Consider the following 17,911-nt stretch of genomic DNA (forward strand, 5'->3'; position numbering starts at 1 on the left):
GATGGTAGTTGGGGGTTTCCCCCTGTGAGAGTAGGACGTCGCCGGTCTCTAAGTAAAGTCATTGCCTTTTAGGCAGTGGCTTTTTTTGTTGTTTATATTAAATTATAATCGAAGGTTGGATTGCTCGCGCGCCAATGGGTAGTTGGGGATTCTTCTTGTGAGGGAAGGACATGTTTACTCTCCGAGTAAAGTCGTCCTACTTATATATTTATATTTACTTCAAACAAAAAGAGTGACCCCCTAAGGATCACTCTTTTTGTGCTGTCATAGCTGCTCGGAGGAGAAGAAAGGAAGTTTTAAATCCCATTACACCTGTTACCCGAGATTTTATAGATTGTTAATCGCTCATTATTGAACTTTGTAATTTAAGAAAGTTGAATGTTTACCTTTTAGGTTTAAACGTTTAGCTTTGAGCTTTTTTTCAATTATTTAGGTTGATTGTAGTGCAGGGGTTTGACCCAGACCCTGCAAACGGGAAAACTTTCTTCTTTTTCGCTATAACAGCAAATCACAAGGGTTATTTACTAGTTAACAGCTATTAATGTACGCGCATTGATTTCGCTGAGTGCTACATCGACATCATCTTCGAAAGTATCAATATCAATTGCCATTTTCGTAGTTAGTTCTTTTACATTGATTGGATCAATCAATTTAGTTTCCTCAGATTCCCAAAACAGCTTTTTATAGCCTTCAACAGCGGTTAAGTCTGTTTTACCATCTTTAGAAATCATGTTATTTAGTTGCGTGTCTAGTCTATCTTGGGCAAGTTCATTATTTTCTTCTACACGTACTTGAGATTGACCATAGTCATTATTCATTTTAAAAAGAAGTGATTTCTCTATTTCGATAAAATTCTTACGTTCAATTGCATCAGCAACCGTCATTTTAACTCCAGAAACTTCTACAATTGTTTTTGCATTGGATTCAACAATCGCTTTTTTTATTTGTTTTCTACGAGAAATCAAATCTTTAATGGATTGTAAGCTCTCTTTTGCTTCATTTTCGAACTCGTTGATTGTTTTGAAGCCGCGAATCGTTTCTTTTGGTTTTTTTGAAGCCGCAAAAGTAGTTTCACTAATTTTTTTTAGTATACGTGCATCCAAGGTTTTAAGTTCACGTAAAGCTTTAGTAATAGAGATATCCATTTGCAAATCACTCCTAGTTTTTACCTTACTATAAGTAATAGTCTACCGTAGTTAATGAAGCAGTTCAAGTAATCCTTTAATAGCCCAGTTGACCTTAGACTGGCTTAATGGATTAGTCGACCCCAATAAATCAAATTCTGCTATTGGAACTTTATATTCATATTTAATTTTTGTGGTAATCCATTGGCTTCGTTTAGAATAGGGTATATTGGAATGGGGAGGTAAGCGTATGAAGATTATTGAAAATGTAATCGGTCGTTTTTTCAAGGAACGCTTTTTTGATCAAGCAGCGCAGACGGCATATTATCTTCTATTGTCGATGTTTCCATTTTTCCTTTTCATCTTATCCCTGCTTAGCTTATTTCCAGTTAATGAAGAAATGCTTATAACCTTTCTTAGACCTTTCGCTCCTGTTGAGGCATTCACTGTAATAGAAGACAATGTCCGAGCAGTTCTAAATAAAGGCCATGGGAAAGTATTGTATGTGAGCCTGATAGCAGCATTTTGGGTTACTTCCATGGCTGTACAGTCGTTAGCTCGTTCACTTGATCTTGCGAATGGCCATGTACGCCGTTATGCATTTTGGAAAGTCCTTATCCGTGATTTGGGCGTCACACTCCTTTTTATGCTCGTTATCCCACTATCATTGTTTCTTCCAATTATTGAAAAAGCTTTATTCAGAGTAGTGACATACTACGATACAATTGAAGAATGGCAAGGTTGGCTTTATATTTGGCCAAATGTTAAATGGGGGCTGGGTACGCTCTTTTTACTTCTGTTTTTCCTTTTATTTTACAAAATTGTACCAACGAGCAAAGTTACATTTAAAGAAGCGCTGCCGGGTGCGATTTTCTTTGCTATTGGTTGGCAGTTATTTTCTCTAGTGTTTGGAAGCTACGTCTCGAATGTTGACTATACTCGTTTATATGGCCAATTGTCGGGTATTATCTTACTTGTTATCTGGTTTTATTTGACGGCCGTTATCATATTGTTATCAGGTTTATTAAACGCGGAATGGTATAAGTTATACGGTAGAAAGAAAGGGAATGTTTCATGATGAAAGTACTTGTGGTAGATGATGATCCTAATATATTGGAACTCGTGTCAATTCAATTGTCTCAAGCGGGCTATACGGTTCTGAAGGCGTCTGATGGATTTAAGGCGCTAACGATACTGGAAGAGGAATTAGCCGACTTGGCAGTGGTGGATGTAATGATGCCGGGTATGGATGGGTACACGCTGACAAAAAGAATTAGAGCAGAGCTGGATATTCCGGTACTATTGTTGACAGCCAAAGGGGAATTAGAAGATAAGGAAAAGGGTTTTCTTGCGGGTTCTGATGATTATGTTGTAAAACCATTTGAACCAAAGGAATTGTTATTTAGAATAAATGCAATCTTACGTAGATACGACAAGGCGGTTGATGTGTTTATCCAGGCAGGCCCGATGAAAATAAATCGGCAGAGCTATGAAGTTTCCGTCGAAAAAAAGGTACTCCTTCTTCCTTTAAAAGAGTTTGAATTACTTTCAGTTTTAGCATCACGACCGAATCATGTGTTCACAAGAGAAACTTTGATTGAACGGATATGGGGTTATGATTATGAAGGTGATGAACAAACATTGAACGTGCATATTAAACGGATTCGAGACAAGCTGGCGAAACTGACTGGGGAAGTGACCATCTCTACTCTGCGGGGTATTGGATATAAGCTTGAAGTGTCATCGCTATGAGATCGTTATACGGGAAGTTTATTGCGACAACAGTGGTGATAATGATAGTGAGTACGCTCATCGCATTTCTCGCCATCAATACATATTACCATCAGCATTTGAAAGGGCAAAACGACGAGAAGAATATGAATATTGTAAAAAGCATTGTGTCATTCATTGAGTCAAATAAGGATATCGATCTTGAAGATTATTTGGAAACACAATCAGCAGTCGGATATAAGCTCTATGTGGTCAATGAAAATCTAGAGTCTACTATGTATGGGGACGGATTTCGAGAAGAAAAACTTTCAAACGAAGTCATAAATAAGGTAATGAATGGTGAAGAGTACCATGGGATGAGAGATCTCCCGAGCGAAACGTTTGTAACAGGCTATTTCTCGAATAAGTTGGCAAACACAGTCGGAGTTCCGTTTAAGTATAACAACGAAACGTTTGCACTATTCCTACGCCCCGATATTAAAATGCTATTCACAGAAGTCCATTATATTTTAGGTGGAATGGTTTTAGTCATGGCTGTTTTCAGTTTGCTATCAATGTTATTTGTGGCTAAAAAGCTGATTGATCCAATTACGGAGCTGACTGCGGCAACAAAAAAAGTTGGCGATGAACAGTTTACAGGGACGCTTGATATTAACCGAAAAGATGAAATTGGGCAACTAGCAAAAAGTTTTCAGCTAATGACAGAGAAATTGAGTGAAAATGATCGAATACGTAAAGAGTTCATAAGCGATGTGTCGCATGATTTCCAGTCACCCTTGCTTAATATCAAAGGTTATGCGGAGCTTCTTTTGGACAATATGCTAACGGAAGAGGCGCGAAAAAATTATGCATCTGTCATCCAATCAGAAACGGAACGTTTGTCTTCATTAACGAAACAGCTGTTGCTACTAACTTCGCTTGATCAGTTAGCATCCCCACTTGAGATGAAAACCTTTGAATTGGATGTGCAGTTGAAGGAGACAATCCGCAAGTATAGATGGTTATTAGAGGAAAAGGAAATGACATTGTCCATGGATATCGCAGAGGTCCATTTTACTGGTGATCCTGCCTTCCTTGAAAAAGTGTGGGAGAACCTTTTATCTAATGCGTTGAAGTATACGGAAATTGGCGGAGCGATTGAAATAGTATTAGCAGAGGAGACGGACCACGTTATAATCCTTATTCGGGATAACGGGATTGGTATTGAGGAAAAAGCACTGGCGCGCATCTTCGACCGTTTTTATCGGGCAGATCATTCAAGAACACAGGAAACCGGAGGAACAGGACTAGGATTGTCCATTGTCCAGCAAGTCGTGAAGTTACATGGCGGGACGATTGAAGTAGTTTGTGGTAAAGGGAGTGGCACAACTTTTACTATGAATTTTCCGAAGTTGTAATGTCCTGTTCATCTTCCGTTCATAAAGGAAGTCTAAGATAAATGTATAACATCAACAACATAGGGGGAATAATGCATGCAAGAAAAATGGAGTTTACGGCTTATTCGTGTTTCTGCAATTTTCGGGTTGATAGGAACAATATTAGGCTCACATATGGCGGGTTCTGGATCAGCTGCCTTCCGTCCAATCCACGCGCATATTTTATTGGTTGGCTGGTTGTCACTATTTGCTTGGGGCGTTTTTTACAAGATTTATAAAGTACGAGCTAAAAAACTCGTCTCCGTTCACGGTTGGACTGGTATTATTGGTGCAATTGGTCTGACGACTGGGATGTGGTTACAATTTATGCAACCGTTTGACATTAATCCAACATTCTCACTTATTTTCTATATAATTGGTGGAACAGTCTTGTTAACGAGTTTTGCTTTGTTTGTCGTCATTACATTCATGACTGAGAAAGAAGGCAAACGTTAATGGCAAATGAAAAACGAACCCGAAAAAGAATATGGGTATGGTCAGCTACTATCTGGATTTTACTTGCAATTGTTCTTTCTGTTTTTGCGCCCGGCGGCAATGAATTTGTCACTGCCAATAAAGACAGTGGATTGCCAGCCGATGCAGAGTCAATCATAGCGGAAAGGAATCTTGAAAAGTATTTTCCGGCAGATGGTGGATTACCCTTGTTTGCTGTCTTTCATACTGAAGACGGTTTAACAGACGAGGATCTTTTCGGATTTTCAGAAACACTTGAGTCACTTCAAGTCGATCCGACGTTAGGTGAAGTGACAGTAGTCCCGTTGACGAAACTTTCTCCGGACGTTCGGGCAACATTTCTTTCTGAAGATGGCAAAACATTTTTCGTACCTCTCACGTTAGCAGGGGAGCTAGAAAGTAAGGAACTAAATAATTTAGTTAAATCGATTAAAAAAGATGTAGAACCTAAAATAGAAGAGGGTATTGAAGTATCATGGACGGGACCTGCTGGAATCGCTTCTGATGCAGTTGAATTATTTAGTAAAGCGGATGTCATTTTATTATTATCCACTGTTGGAATAATTCTCGTTTTACTGTTGGTCATTTATCGATCCCCATTGTTGACACTAATCCCGCTTGCTGGGGCAGCGATTGTGTATGTCGTTGTTGACAAGATAATCGGATTGACGACACAGGCAGAATGGTTTTTAGTAGATAGCCAGGCACTGTCGATTATGACAATATTATTATTCGCAGTTATTACAGACTACTCTTTGCTAATCTTTTCACGCTATCGTGAAGAGCTAAAAAGATATGAGTCGGTTAATGATGCAATGACTGAAACGATGCGTCATGTAAAAGAACCAATTTTCTTTAGTGGGAGCACAATCATATTGGGAGTAGCAACATTATTCTTCGCCCTTTATGAACCGTACCGTAATTTTGCGCCTGCTTTTGCCATTGCAGCTATAGCAATGCTTATTGCAGGACTTACGCTGTTGCCAGCACTATTTGCATTGATTGGCAGAAGAGCATTTTGGCCGGTCATTCCAAAATATGGAGAAGTGCAAGAAGACAAAGCATCCATTTGGGGTAAAGTTGCAATTAAAGTTACGAAACGCCCAGCCATGTTTATGGTTCCAATTCTATTGCTGTTACTAATCGGAGCGTGGAATGTGACCAATATTAAAGAATCGTATGATCTAATTGAATCCTTCCCGGAGGATTTGTCTTCTCGCATTGGGTATGAGCGACTCGGCGAATCATTTACTGAAGGAAGTTTAGCACCTAGTACTCTGCTTTTCGTTTCGAAAGAACAAATGGGTATGGAAGAAATGCTTGTTGCAATTGAGAAGCTTGAAGAACTACCAGGCGTTGAGAGTATTACTGCTCAAGGAAATCCTTCTTCGGAAGATGGAAAAAGTGCTAAATTCTCCATCATATTTAAAGGCAATCCGTATGATATAGAAGCACTGGATGCTGTGAAAGAAGTCCGTGCAAACAGTGAGATGATTTTAAGAGATGCTGAACTTACTGAAACGAAACTGTTTGTCGCTGGAGAGAGTGCGAAAAATGCGGATATTCGAGATATTAATAAGCGGGATACGATTGTTATTATGTCGGTCATGACGGTACTTATTTCGATCATGCTTGGACTCCAAACACGTTCGATTATCGCACCGGTTTATATGATGGGCACAATTCTGTTGTCCTATGCGGCTACACTTGGTCTTTCCCTCTTCCTATTCGACGTCTTTTTAGGACTGGAAGCAATCAGTTACCGAATTCCGTTATACACGTTTGTCTTCCTAATTGCACTCGGCGTCGACTATTCCATCATGCTTATTGCAAGAGTACGTGAAGAGATGAAGTCAATGCCGTTTGAAGATGCGGTTAGAAGGGGAGTCGATAAAACAGGAGGTGTCATCAGTTCTGCGGGACTTGTCCTGGCAGCAACATTCCTGGTGCTTGCTACAATGCCAATTTACGAACTTAAGCTCTTTGGGTTCATCATGGCACTTGGTATTATTATCGATACGTTCGTTGTACGACCACTTCTGATTCCAGCGATACTGATATTGTTAGGAAAATGGAGCTTCTGGCCGAGGAAAATGAATTAAATTAGTCGAAAAAGTCACTTCCTAAATAAAACAGGAAGTGACTTTTTTTGCATAACATTAGAACTCAATAGATATTTTACCGTTTACCAATGTTAAGGTTCCATCGAACTTTTTATCCGAATTGGAAGTGAAGCCTTTGATAACATTTGTTTTCCCTTTTGTGCAAAGAAGCTTTACTTGAGCAGGTGAAAGTTTTTTCTTTAAAAAAACAGCGGGGAAAGTCTGTTTGCAACCGCTTGCGTATGCACTGCAGCCGTAAAAATCTTTCCGCGCAACGATTGTACCTGTTTCACATGCAGGGCACGGGACGATTCCATTCGTGACGATGGCAGGGGTAGCAGGGGACTTGGATATCAGTTTTATATCAATCGTTTGAGATTTCAACTGCCCTGGTACTTCTTCCAATAAGCTGTAGATGAACTTTGCAATACTTCCAAGGAAGCGTTCCTGCGTTCCTTCACCGTTACCAATCTTCCGCAAATAGGTTTCCCACTTGGCGGTCATGGAGGGACTTGCAAGCAGATTCCCTTCAATTGCCTGACAAAGAATACGCCCTTTATCCGTAATGGAAACAATGTTCTTCGTTACGTCGATATAGTTATGCCTTTTGATCGTTTCGATGATTCCGCTTCGAGTCGCTTCTGTACCAAGTCCTTCTATTTCTTTCAAAATGTCGGTCTCTTTTTTGTCCTCGACAAGTTTCCCGCAAGTTTTCATCATCGCGATTAACTGACCTTCTGTATAAGGCTTAGGCGGCATCGTTTTACCTTCTTTAATACCGATATCGCTTTCGACCTGTTCGCGCATCATAAGTGGCGGAAGCGTAGGCTCGTCCTTGTCGTTTTCCTTCGTTGAACGGACGAACAATGCTTTCCATCCTTTATCCCGTTCTGTTTTACCGGTTGTGAAGAAAGGTAGCTTGTTGACGTCCGTTGTCACTTTTGTTTCAGTGTACAGATAGTCGGTATGGAACATGGCGAGCGTCGTTCGGACAACTTCTTCGTATAAGTTGCGCTCGATGGTAGATAGTCCGGCGAGCACCCCTTGTGACGGAATTTTCTTCGTAGGAATGATAGCGTAATGTTCCTGTACTTTTGAACTGTCGACATACCGTTTTTTCGGAGCGAGTGATGCGACAGGGAAAGGGTGGCCGATGAGTTGTTGATAGTCAGTCACTTGTCCGGCAAGATAGGTAAATTCACTTGGTGTAATGAACCGGGAATCCGTCCTTGGGTACGTTACAAGTTTCTTTTCATAAAGTCCTTGCATAGTCTTCAATACATTTGCGGGGCTAATTTTCCACAAGCGGTTTGCTGTAGCCTGTAGCGTAGACAATGCATGTAATTGAGGCGGCGGCGTTCGCTTATCAACTGTTTCTACAGAAGTGACAACACCAAGTGAATTTGGTTGGATGTCATGCTTCGCAAGTAGGTCCTGGATAATTTCCTTTTTCGGTTCCTTTGCTTTCGCTTTCCCTTTGTACGTTCCATTTACGGCGGTAAAAGTTGCTTCGATTTCATAGAATGGTTCTGAAATGAATGCTTCAATTTCCTTTTGCCGCTGATAAATAAGGTAAACAGTTGGCGATTGGACACGGCCAATCGAAAATACTTCCCGAATTCCACGTGCTTGCAACAAAAGTGAATAAAGGCGAGAACCATTCATCCCGACGAGCCAGTCACTAATCTGCCGGGCTTTCGCTTCCTCGTACATGAGAAGGTCTTTGCGGTTATCTTGTAGGTTCGCAAATCCTTTCCTCACTTCATCCACTTCGAGCGAATTAATCCAAAGCCGTTTAATCGTCTGGTTTTTTGCACCTGTTTGATAATAGATACTATAGAAGATATTCGATCCTTCACGGTCCACGTCACAGGCGTTAATGACAGTATCAGTACCTTTAATCAGCTTTTTTACAATGGCGAACTGCTTGCTTTTTCCTTTTGCGACTTGAAACTCATAGTTTTCCGGCAAGATTGGTAAACTGGCAAGCGACCACTTGGCCCATTTTGGATCATATTCTTTTGGTTCCTTCAATTCGACAAGGTGGCCGATTCCCCATGTAATGTATGCACCTTCTGAAAATATGGGAGAAGGTAATAATTCCAAATAACCTTCATGTCGCCGCACAGAAAAAGCGTCTGCGTACGCTTTTGCTTGGCTTGGTTTTTCGGCTAGGATGACTGGCTTCATGACAACACCCCTTTTCTTTATGGATTTAAATGTTTATCTTACATTATCGCATAAATCAAGGTGGTTTTCTAATTGAATCAATGTTGGACTGAGTCAAGTTGATCTTCACCAAGAAACTAATAACTCTGTTAAAGTAAAAAAATTGAAAACACTTAACATATAAAAAGATTATTCTCCAAATTAAAATAGTAACCACAAAAATCTAACACATTAGTGTAAACAAAAGGTAGAAAAAAGTCGATTTTTGTGGTATACTATATGAGCATTTCGAGATAGAGATCAATAAGATAGTGGGTCTTCTATCTTAAAAAATGTCGAAAAATGTTAATATTTGTCGGAAAATATAAACTTATGGTAATGGGTTTATAGGTTTTTTTGTGCGGAAACTTATAGCTCGTTATGTGTCATAAAAAAATACTAGATTATAAAAACCCTTTTTTTATTATGAATTAAAAATAGAACTTTCACTATTTTTTTTGGGGTTTATTAGGAGGGGCAAACGATGGCGGACAAAAAGACAGCGAATAAATCTACTCGCAGAGATTTTCTTAAGAAATCTGGTTATGTAGCTGGTGGTGTTGTTGGTGGTAGCGTTTTAGGTGGATTGCTCGGAACTCAATTGGGAGAAACTAAAGAAGTTTCTCCAGTTGCAACCAAAGTACAGCAGCATGATCACGCTCTAGAATATTTTACGAACCGAGCGGATTTCATATTGCTGGAACAGGCAACAGAGCGAATTTTCCCTGAAGATGAAAATGGACCGGGTGCGATTGGTTTAGGAGTTCCTTATTATATCGATCACCAATTAGCAGGTAAGTGGGGAATCAATGCGAAAGATTATAGACAGGGACCGTTTCACGCGGGAGAGGCTGTTCAAGGTTATCAAACGCAATTAAAATATCATCAGGTTTTTGACTTGGGAATAGAAGCAATTGAGAATCATAGCCAAGCGACATTTAAAGAGAAATTTACAGCATTAGATGGCGAACAGCAGGATGAGATCTTAGTAGCTCTTGAAAATGATAAAGTGAAAATACCTGGCCTTAAATCAAGCTTCTTCTTTGAAATATTACGCAAAGCGACTTTAGAGGGTGCGTATGCAGATCCACTTTACGGTGGGAACAAGGATATGCAAGGTTGGAAGATGAAAGAGTATCCTGGTGTTCAAATGACTTATTCGGCTGAACAAGTGGCTTCTAATGAATTCATTAAAGTTGCACCAGTGAGTCTTCATGACAGACTAAACTAATAATTATATAAAATAATGAAGCTGAATAAGAAAGCTTCATAAAATACGAACAGCAGGAAGAGGGGTTATTCATTATGGTTACAAAACTACCTAAAACAGATGTTGTAACGGTAGGTGTAGGCTGGACAGGCGGAATTATAGCTGCTGAGGCCAGTAAAGCTGGTTTAAAAGTTGTCGGATTAGAACGTGGTGGAAATCGCGGAACGGAAAACTTTGGTATGAAACATGATGAACTGCGCTATGCAATACGCGGTGAATTGATGCAGGATTTATCGAGAGAAACGTTAACATTTAGAAATAATGGTGGTCAACGTGCATTACCAATGCGTCAATATGGATCCTTCATGTTAGGAAATGGTGTTGGAGGAGCAGGTACGCATTGGAACGGGATGACGGACCGTTATTTACCATATGACTTTGAAATTAGATCAAAAACGATTGAAAGATATGGCGAGAGTAAAATCGCGAAAGGACTTCTCATTCAGGATTGGGGAATTACCTACGATGAAATGGAGCCATATTATACGAAGTTTGATAAAATGGCTGGTATTTCTGCTGACGAGACACCTCTTCGTGGAAAACGTTCGGAACCCTTCCCAAATCCGGCATTGAAAAATGGTCCTGAGCTTGATTTATTTAAAGAAACAACGAAAAAAATGGGACTGGATCCTTTCACTATGCCAGCAGCTAACAACTCACAACCTTATCAAAATCCAGACGGTCAGCATTTAGCTGGTTGTCAAATGAACGGATTCTGTGAACGTTTCGGTTGTGAATATGGTGCAAAAGCAAGTCCAAACGTTACGGTTATTCCAACAGCATTGAAAACTGGTAATTTTGACCTTCGCCCATATTCTGAGGTTATCGAAATTCTACACAAAGGTGGAAAAGCAACAGGGGTTATTTATGTTGATACACGCACAGGTGAGAAATTTGAACAACCTGCAGATATTGTTGCAATTACAAGTTATACGTTTAATAATAATCGTTTGTTACTCAATTCAAAACTTGGTACTGCCTATGATCCTAAAACGCAAAAAGGTACAATTGGAAAGAATTATTGTTACCAAATTATCGTAGGTACAGACGGGTTCTTTGATGATCGTAAATTCAACACTGCAATTGGTTCAGGTGGACTCGGTGCGACATTAGATAACTTTAGTGGTGATAACTTTGACCATACAGATCATGACTTTATACATGGTGGAGCAATCATCATGAACCAATCAGGAAAAAGACCGATTGAGAATAACCAAGTTCCTCCAGGTACACCAAGCTGGGGTAAAGACTTTAAGAAACAATCATTAAAATACTATAACCGCCACTTGAACGTTCATACGTATGGCGCAGTTATGCCTCATGTCAATAACTATTTGGATTTAGACCCGACATATAAAGATGTATACGGTAATCCACTTGTTCGCATGACGTTTGATTTTTCGGAAACGGACCGTAAACGTGGTAAATTCCTGAACGACCAAACGAAGAAAATCATGCAAGAAATGGGAGCAACGCATGTCTCTGAGCATCAATCACTTGAGCATTATGACATAACAAAATATCAAGCGACACATAATACAGGTGGTGTTATCATGGGAGCAGACCCTGAAACATCTGCTGTCAACTCTTACCTACAAATGTGGGAAGCGGATAATGTTTTCGTTGTTGGTGGATCAGCATATGCTCACCAAAGTGGTTACAATGCGACTCATACTTTAGGAGCGCTTGCTTACCGAGCATCAGAAGGAATCATCAAATATAGTAAAGAAGGAAACATGCTAGTCTAAGCGTGTTAAATAGAATCGGACTCAAATCCGAGGAACAAATTTGTTACCTGACTGAGTAAGTGAACAAGGGTAGTTCCTGTTCGTTTTACTTAAGTACTCGTGAACATATTACGAAGCACACCAACCCTTTAAAGGGTTGGTGTGCTTTTTTAAATATTGTAATAGGGATAGAAAAGAGTAAGGAATCCATGAAATAATACCTTCTTGAATGATAGGTAAAGATTAATATTTGACGAACAATTTGGTTACTTGTTAAGAAGTGGTTTTGTTTTCAACTGCTATGGTGGCTCACTTTTAAGCTACATTATACAAAGAAGGTTTTCTAATAGGTGAGCAGATAAGGTTCCTGTCACCTGTCACAATGTGAAAAAAGAAGTCAACCAAGATTTAACCTGGCCGACTTCTTTTCTCTGAACAGTGTTTCACTTCTGTTTTTAAAAGAAACTAATATGGATTTTACTTCTTTTTTAAAGTGATGAGTGCTTATTTCAAAGCTTAAACTGACGAACCAACTCATGTAACTCATCTGCTAAGTCGGATAGTTTCTCTGATCCCATTGCTACTTCTTCCATCGAGCTACTTGATTGTTGGCTTGTTGCAGCAGTTTCTTCGACGCCAGCAGCTGACTCTTCGGAAATTGCCGCAATTTCCTCAATCGAGCTATTCAATGTTTGGCTGTTTACTGCAATATCTGATAAGTTCTCGGCAATTAATTTAATATTATCGACCATTTCTGTCACAGCACCGTTAATTTCATCTAAAGTGTCACTTGTCGTTTTAATGTGGAGTGTTCCTTGTTCGACTTCTCTGTAGCCGCTTTGAAGCGATTCGGTTACATCGGATGACTCTGTTTGAATATTGTTAACAATACCTGTGATATCCGTTACTGAAACAGATACTTGTTCTGCAAGCTTTCTTACTTCATCTGCAACTACTGCGAACCCTTTTCCATGTTCTCCAGCTCTTGCAGCTTCAATCGCTGCATTTAAGGCTAGGAGGTTCGTTTGCGCTGCCACTTCTTGAATAACAGAAACCAACTTAGATATCTCTTGCGTCTGATTGTCGAGGTGATCCATCTTTCTAACGGCTTCTTGAACGATTTCTTCGATTTTCATCATTTGGTTCTCTGAAGATGCCATCAATCGTTGTCCATCATTTGTCAGGCCAAGTACTTCTAAAGAGGATGTTTGTATTTGCCCTCCTTTTTCACTCGTTTCCTGTGCTTTTGTAGCAAAAACACCCATCGTATAAGCTAGACTACTAGCATTGTCTGCTTGTTTTTCCGTTCCAGATGCAATTTCCTGCATCGTCATGGCAATTTGTTCCGATCCTGTTTTTACTTCTATTGCTGATTGAGTTAATTCTTCACTTTGTGCTGAAACGCTGAGAGAAGCGTCAGCAACTTGTTGAAGTGTCTCATGAAGTGTGTTTTTCATAACTTGCATCGCTTCCGTTAATTGCCCAATTTCATCATTTCGGTTACTTTCTCTTATTGCAACTGTTAAATCACCCTTAGAGAGTTCCCCCATCAATCCGGCTATATATTTAATTGGATTCGAAATCGTTTTACTGAACTTAATAGATACAAACAGCACAACTAACAATGTCGCGACTGTAATAAATAATGCGATTAACACAATTTGTTGCTTCGTATCCTGAATAACAGATATGTCTTGATTGATGCCGATCGCGCCAATAATCACACTTTGCGTTGGATCATACATCGGGATATAGGAATTCAGACGTTCGCCATTACTTTCGGAGATTGCTTCTCCATTCTCAACAGAAGATAATATTGAAGCATGATCAATGGCCTTCCCGACATTTTCCTCTTCAGAAGAGACAACAACCGTTCCGCTTTTATCATATAAATCAATGGTCACGCCTTGCAACATCTCGTTCAATTCCTTTAGAAAGGTACCGTCAACACCCGTTTGTAGGGTTCCAATCACTGTATTATTGTGGATTACAGGTGCAAAAGCACGGACGGAAAGACCGCTAGAACCAAACTCAAAACCGGAAATCGATTGGCCATCTAACGCAGATTGAATTGCTGGAAGTCCGCTCTTGTCATCTCCATGCTTATCTGGATTATGCCCACGTAACGAAACAATGCCTGAAGTATTTCCGAATTCAAATACATCAAGTCCATGTTCCGTCTGGAGACGAGGGTAATTTTTCTCGACCTCTTGTAGTAGTTCATCACGCTTTCCTGATTGCAAAGCTAAGACAAGTTCTTCATCTGCAGCATAAATCGATGTAATCTCAAGGAGGGCTTCGGAAGCCTTGTTGAATTGCGTTTGAATGGTATGCTCCATTTCTTCCTGCTGATTGGTAATCAGTTTTGTAAATCCTTGTTCCATTGCATAATAAATCACGAGAACTGTAATTATTAATGGAATAATTGTTAACGACAAAAAGATTGCGAGCAACTTTTTGTTTAAGCTGTTTGGATTAAATATTGTTTTCATTTCAAAATTCCTTTCATATCTGTTCAAGGATTCGAATCAATAGGTGATTCTTCAAACTTCTCATTTCTTTATACCTATAGCTAATAATAATCGCTATATAAGTAATTGTCACTAGAAAGTGTCATTTTTCACAATGAAATCACATTAGGTAGCGAAGGTTAAGTTTTCTACGCTATATATAGGAGATAAAACAGATTACTGGATATTAAAATGAGTTTTCGATATGGTTAGCATGCTATCCAATTTTTTCTATGAGAAGGTGAACTTTTGATTGATGATGAGATTCGTGAAATACTTGATGGAATATCGGCTCAGATGCGTAGAAATTACTCGGAAATGCTGCGTGAACTAAACCTTCATGTTGGTCAGGACCAGTTATTGTGCCGCCTTTGGAGCGAGGATGGCGTTACACAGACCCAGTTAAGTGAACGTTTGAACTGTGAACCGCCAACCGTAGCAAATATGGTAAAAGCGCTCGAAAGTTATGATTTGATTTATCGGCGGCGTGATGAGTTAGACGGTAGGGTCAACAGGGTTTATTTAACGACTAAAGGTCACAATATAAAAGATCCTGTCGAGCGTATTTGGGTAAAGCAGCAAGATAAATTATTGGATGGCATTTCATCCGAAGAGCGTATCGTTTTAAAAAAGCTTCTGAAAAAAATGGCTGAAAATATTAAGTAAGCTCAGCCTATTTTTATTCAATTAGTTAGCATGCTACTTAATTCTTAATATTAAAGGTAAAAGGGAGTTTTGAACATATGTCAACTTCGGCAACTCAAAGTAAATTACAATTATCAATTTTAGATCTAGCAAATATTTATCAAGGTAAGACTGCAAACGAGACTTTACTAGATTCAACTGAGCTTGTGCAGCTAGCTGAAAGTTTGGGCTATACTCGCTACTGGTTTGCGGAACATCATAATGCCAAAAACCAGATTAGTACTTCTCCTGATTTATTGAGTGCTCATGTAGCGGCGAAATCGAAAAGTATACGTGTGGGGTCAGGTGGTATTATGTTGCCCAATCATAGTCCACTTAAAGTAGTCGAAAACTTTGCGCTATTGGAAGCTTTGAATCCTGGCAGGATCGACTTGGGAATTGGTCGGGCACCAGGAACGGATGGAATGACCGCATACGCATTAAGACGTTCTCGTGAAGCGGTAACTACTTATGATTTTCCGCAACAACTAGATGAGCTACTTGCATTCTTTTCCCGAAATTTTCCTGCTAATCATCCGTTTAGTGGAATTACACCGACAGCAGATGAATCATTATTACCTGCAATTTACATGTTGGGGTCAAGTGATGGGGGCATGCAGTTTGCGGTTGAAAAAGGGTTGGGCTTTGTCTTTGCAGCACATATTGCACCTCATTTAGCAGTCCCGATGTTACGTGCTTATCGCGAAAACTTTAAACCCTCTACGTACATGTCTGAGACTAAAAGTATTTTATCGACAATTGTTATTACGGCTGAGACCAACGAGGAGGCGGAGTACTTGGCGGGCCCGGTAGAATTGTTTTGGGCTCGATTAGTAACAGGGAAATTGGAACTGCCAATTCCGACTCTTGAAGAGGCGAGTTCTCATGTCTATTCTCTAGCGGAGGAACGAGCACGACGTGAGAATAAAACGCGTTTTGTAATAGGTAGTGTAGAAAAAGTTGCAACGAAACTAAGAAACCTTGCTACAGAAGCAATGGTTGACGAAATCATGATGATGGATTTTTACACAGAAACTGTCGATCGACATAAAGGATACCGACTATTGGCAGAAGAGTTTGGTCTTTCATCTAACTAAGTAATTTATCGCAAAAAGCACGTCGATTTTATCTGAGGAGATGGTTGTTTTGAAAAGCAATGCAAAAATGCAATTAGCAATGCAATTGGGTTCTGGATATGGCTTAGATGCAGGTGCTTGGCGAATGCCGGGCGCTGATCCGACTGCCTATACAAATATGGACGTCTACGTAGAGTTGGCAAAAATTGCTGAACGAGGGAAGATACAGATGCTCTTTATAGCAGATACGCCAGTACTGTCAGTGGACTTGAGTAATCAGCCACCGCAAACTCCAATGGATCCAATGCTGACATTAGCTGTGATTGCACGAGAGACTGAACGCATCGGACTTGTAGCGACGTTATCCACAACATTTAATGAACCTTATAACGTAGCTCGTCAGCTCAAAACACTAGATGTAATTAGTAATGGACGTGCAGGATGGAATGCGGTAACAACATCAAATCAAGCAGCTGCGGCAAATTTCGGCAGTACTGTTGCCAGTCGTACCGAGCGATATGAGCGGGCGCATGAGTTTATCCAACTTGTTCAAGCGTTGTGGGGGAGCTGGGGTGAGGATGCTTTAATACTTGATACGAAAAACGGTAATTATGCTGATATGAATAAGATTAAACCGGTTAATTTGGGTGGGAAATACTTGTCTTCTCAAGGGCCATTGCCAATACCACCTTCTGCGCAGGGACAGCCCGTTATTTTTCAAGCAGGTGGTGGTCGTGAGGGATTGGAGCTAGCAGGTCGATACGCGTCCGGAGTATATGCAAACCCTTTCGACATTCCTTCTGCGATGACTCACCGGGCCATGGTACGGCAGAGTGTAACTAGCTTCGGGCGAAATCCTAACGAGATAAAGTTGTTGCCAGGGATTATTCCTTCGATTGCATCAACAGAACGAGAAGCATTGGAACGACGCAAACAACTTGATCAGTCTATCGATTTACCAGGGAGAGTTGGTTATCTTGGTCATATGATCGGGGTACCGCTGTCAATCGATGACATTGATCTTCCTGTATCGGAAGACTTGCTGAAGCGTACATATGCGAATTCTGAGGATCCAAGATCAGTCTATGCGCTTGAACTGGCACGAAGTGGTATGACGGTTCGTGATGTGTTGGCGCATGGGGTCATTAATTACCATCCTGTTATTGCAGGGACACCTGAGCAAGTAGCGGATTTCATGGAGCAATGGTTTGTTGCGGGAGCTTGCGACGGTTTTGCTATTCAACCGGATGTCAGCTTTGACGGCGTTTCTGATTTTGTCGACCATGTGATTCCTATTCTACAAAAACGCGGACTGTTTCATGATGATTACGAGGGCACTACGTTACGCGACCATATGGGTGTATCATACCAGTACGGGTTCTAATAAAAGATAGTAACTACTTATTTTACAAGCTCAGCATGATTGGGAAACTACTCATACATATCGTAAAATGAAAAAGGTACAAAAATAATTGAGCTGACAACATCTACAATGATAGCATTTGCTTATTCTAGAAATTTTTTCATAGTGTATGGTGGACTGGCATCGGAAGCAAACTGAAACAAATGAGTTGATATTTGCCTCGAATT

The 17,911-nt window shown here is 40.1% G+C and carries 13 protein-coding genes; 10 read left to right on the forward strand and 3 right to left on the reverse strand.

Features of this window, described 5'->3' with window-relative positions:
* Positions 1-524: 524 nt before the first annotated feature.
* The gene (locus AC25Y5_RS16465) at positions 525-1,145 is read right to left on the reverse strand and encodes a hypothetical protein (protein ID WP_488141249.1); all 621 of its coding nucleotides are present in this window, start codon (positions 1,143-1,145) and stop codon (positions 525-527) included.
* Between the two features lie 229 nt (positions 1,146-1,374).
* On the opposite strand from AC25Y5_RS16465, the gene AC25Y5_RS16470 reads away from it, so the two are divergent.
* From AC25Y5_RS16470 to AC25Y5_RS16490, 5 genes are all read left to right on the forward strand, one after another.
* Complete coding sequence (locus AC25Y5_RS16470; RefSeq protein WP_488141250.1) at positions 1,375-2,202, forward strand: YihY/virulence factor BrkB family protein; 828 nt, start codon at positions 1,375-1,377, stop codon at positions 2,200-2,202.
* Positions 2,202-2,876: a response regulator transcription factor gene (locus AC25Y5_RS16475; protein WP_488141298.1), complete on the forward strand. Its 675-nt coding sequence runs from the start codon at positions 2,202-2,204 to the stop codon at positions 2,874-2,876. The genes AC25Y5_RS16470 and AC25Y5_RS16475 overlap by 1 nt, the downstream gene beginning before the upstream one ends.
* Positions 2,873-4,252: a HAMP domain-containing sensor histidine kinase gene (locus AC25Y5_RS16480; RefSeq protein ID WP_488141251.1), complete on the forward strand. Its 1,380-nt coding sequence runs from the start codon at positions 2,873-2,875 to the stop codon at positions 4,250-4,252. Before AC25Y5_RS16475 ends, AC25Y5_RS16480 begins: the two co-directional genes overlap by 4 nt.
* Positions 4,253-4,327: 75 nt before the next feature.
* Positions 4,328-4,726 carry a hypothetical protein gene (locus AC25Y5_RS16485; protein WP_488141252.1) on the forward strand — a complete coding sequence of 133 codons (399 nt, stop codon included), beginning with the start codon at positions 4,328-4,330 and terminating at the stop codon, positions 4,724-4,726.
* Positions 4,726-6,846 carry an MMPL family transporter gene (locus AC25Y5_RS16490; RefSeq protein WP_488141253.1) on the forward strand — a complete coding sequence of 707 codons (2,121 nt, stop codon included), beginning with the start codon at positions 4,726-4,728 and terminating at the stop codon, positions 6,844-6,846. Before AC25Y5_RS16485 ends, AC25Y5_RS16490 begins: the two co-directional genes overlap by 1 nt.
* A gap of 57 nt (positions 6,847-6,903) precedes the next feature.
* On the opposite strand, the gene AC25Y5_RS16495 is transcribed toward AC25Y5_RS16490, so the two are convergent.
* On the reverse strand, positions 6,904-9,036 hold the full coding sequence (locus AC25Y5_RS16495) for a type IA DNA topoisomerase (protein WP_488141254.1): 2,133 nt from the start codon (positions 9,034-9,036) through the stop codon (positions 6,904-6,906).
* Positions 9,037-9,538: 502 nt separating this feature from the next.
* On the opposite strand from AC25Y5_RS16495, the gene AC25Y5_RS16500 reads away from it, so the two are divergent.
* Positions 9,539-10,285, forward strand: coding sequence for a gluconate 2-dehydrogenase subunit 3 family protein (locus tag AC25Y5_RS16500; RefSeq protein ID WP_488141255.1), 747 nt, complete (start codon positions 9,539-9,541; stop codon positions 10,283-10,285).
* A gap of 74 nt (positions 10,286-10,359) precedes the next feature.
* On the forward strand, positions 10,360-12,072 hold the full coding sequence (locus AC25Y5_RS16505) for a GMC family oxidoreductase (RefSeq protein WP_488141256.1): 1,713 nt from the start codon (positions 10,360-10,362) through the stop codon (positions 12,070-12,072).
* A 488-nt stretch (positions 12,073-12,560) separates the two neighbouring features.
* Here the strand turns inward: AC25Y5_RS16505 and AC25Y5_RS16510 are convergent, their stop codons facing one another.
* Positions 12,561-14,543 carry a methyl-accepting chemotaxis protein gene (locus AC25Y5_RS16510; RefSeq protein ID WP_488141257.1) on the reverse strand — a complete coding sequence of 661 codons (1,983 nt, stop codon included), beginning with the start codon at positions 14,541-14,543 and terminating at the stop codon, positions 12,561-12,563.
* A 267-nt stretch (positions 14,544-14,810) separates the two neighbouring features.
* On the opposite strand from AC25Y5_RS16510, the gene AC25Y5_RS16515 reads away from it, so the two are divergent.
* The 3 genes from AC25Y5_RS16515 to AC25Y5_RS16525 all read left to right on the forward strand — a co-directional run bounded on the left by AC25Y5_RS16515 (position 14,811) and on the right by AC25Y5_RS16525 (position 17,705).
* Complete coding sequence (locus AC25Y5_RS16515) at positions 14,811-15,227, forward strand: MarR family winged helix-turn-helix transcriptional regulator (RefSeq protein ID WP_488141258.1); 417 nt, start codon at positions 14,811-14,813, stop codon at positions 15,225-15,227.
* Between the two features lie 77 nt (positions 15,228-15,304).
* Positions 15,305-16,342: an LLM class flavin-dependent oxidoreductase gene (locus tag AC25Y5_RS16520; protein ID WP_488141259.1), complete on the forward strand. Its 1,038-nt coding sequence runs from the start codon at positions 15,305-15,307 to the stop codon at positions 16,340-16,342.
* Between the two features lie 49 nt (positions 16,343-16,391).
* On the forward strand, positions 16,392-17,705 hold the full coding sequence (locus AC25Y5_RS16525; RefSeq protein ID WP_488141260.1) for an NtaA/DmoA family FMN-dependent monooxygenase: 1,314 nt from the start codon (positions 16,392-16,394) through the stop codon (positions 17,703-17,705).
* The last annotated feature ends 206 nt before the right edge of the window (positions 17,706-17,911 follow it).

Source organism: Sporosarcina sp. Y1011, assembly GCF_057669885.1.

What these genes read in the sequence shown, in the direction of transcription:
- AC25Y5_RS16480 (WP_488141251.1), top strand. Translation starts at nt 2,873, where the DNA reads ATGAGATCGTTATACGGGAAGTTTATTGCGACAACAGTGGTGATAATG.
- AC25Y5_RS16510 (WP_488141257.1), bottom strand. Translation starts at nt 14,543, where the DNA reads ATGAAAACAATATTTAATCCAAACAGCTTAAACAAAAAGTTGCTCGCA.
- AC25Y5_RS16500 (WP_488141255.1), top strand. Translation starts at nt 9,539, where the DNA reads ATGGCGGACAAAAAGACAGCGAATAAATCTACTCGCAGAGATTTTCTT.
- AC25Y5_RS16470 (WP_488141250.1), top strand. Translation starts at nt 1,375, where the DNA reads ATGAAGATTATTGAAAATGTAATCGGTCGTTTTTTCAAGGAACGCTTT.
- AC25Y5_RS16520 (WP_488141259.1), top strand. Translation starts at nt 15,305, where the DNA reads ATGTCAACTTCGGCAACTCAAAGTAAATTACAATTATCAATTTTAGAT.
- AC25Y5_RS16495 (WP_488141254.1), bottom strand. Translation starts at nt 9,036, where the DNA reads ATGAAGCCAGTCATCCTAGCCGAAAAACCAAGCCAAGCAAAAGCGTAC.
- AC25Y5_RS16490 (WP_488141253.1), top strand. Translation starts at nt 4,726, where the DNA reads ATGGCAAATGAAAAACGAACCCGAAAAAGAATATGGGTATGGTCAGCT.
- AC25Y5_RS16485 (WP_488141252.1), top strand. Translation starts at nt 4,328, where the DNA reads ATGCAAGAAAAATGGAGTTTACGGCTTATTCGTGTTTCTGCAATTTTC.
- AC25Y5_RS16475 (WP_488141298.1), top strand. Translation starts at nt 2,202, where the DNA reads ATGAAAGTACTTGTGGTAGATGATGATCCTAATATATTGGAACTCGTG.
- AC25Y5_RS16505 (WP_488141256.1), top strand. Translation starts at nt 10,360, where the DNA reads ATGGTTACAAAACTACCTAAAACAGATGTTGTAACGGTAGGTGTAGGC.
- AC25Y5_RS16465 (WP_488141249.1), bottom strand. Translation starts at nt 1,145, where the DNA reads ATGGATATCTCTATTACTAAAGCTTTACGTGAACTTAAAACCTTGGAT.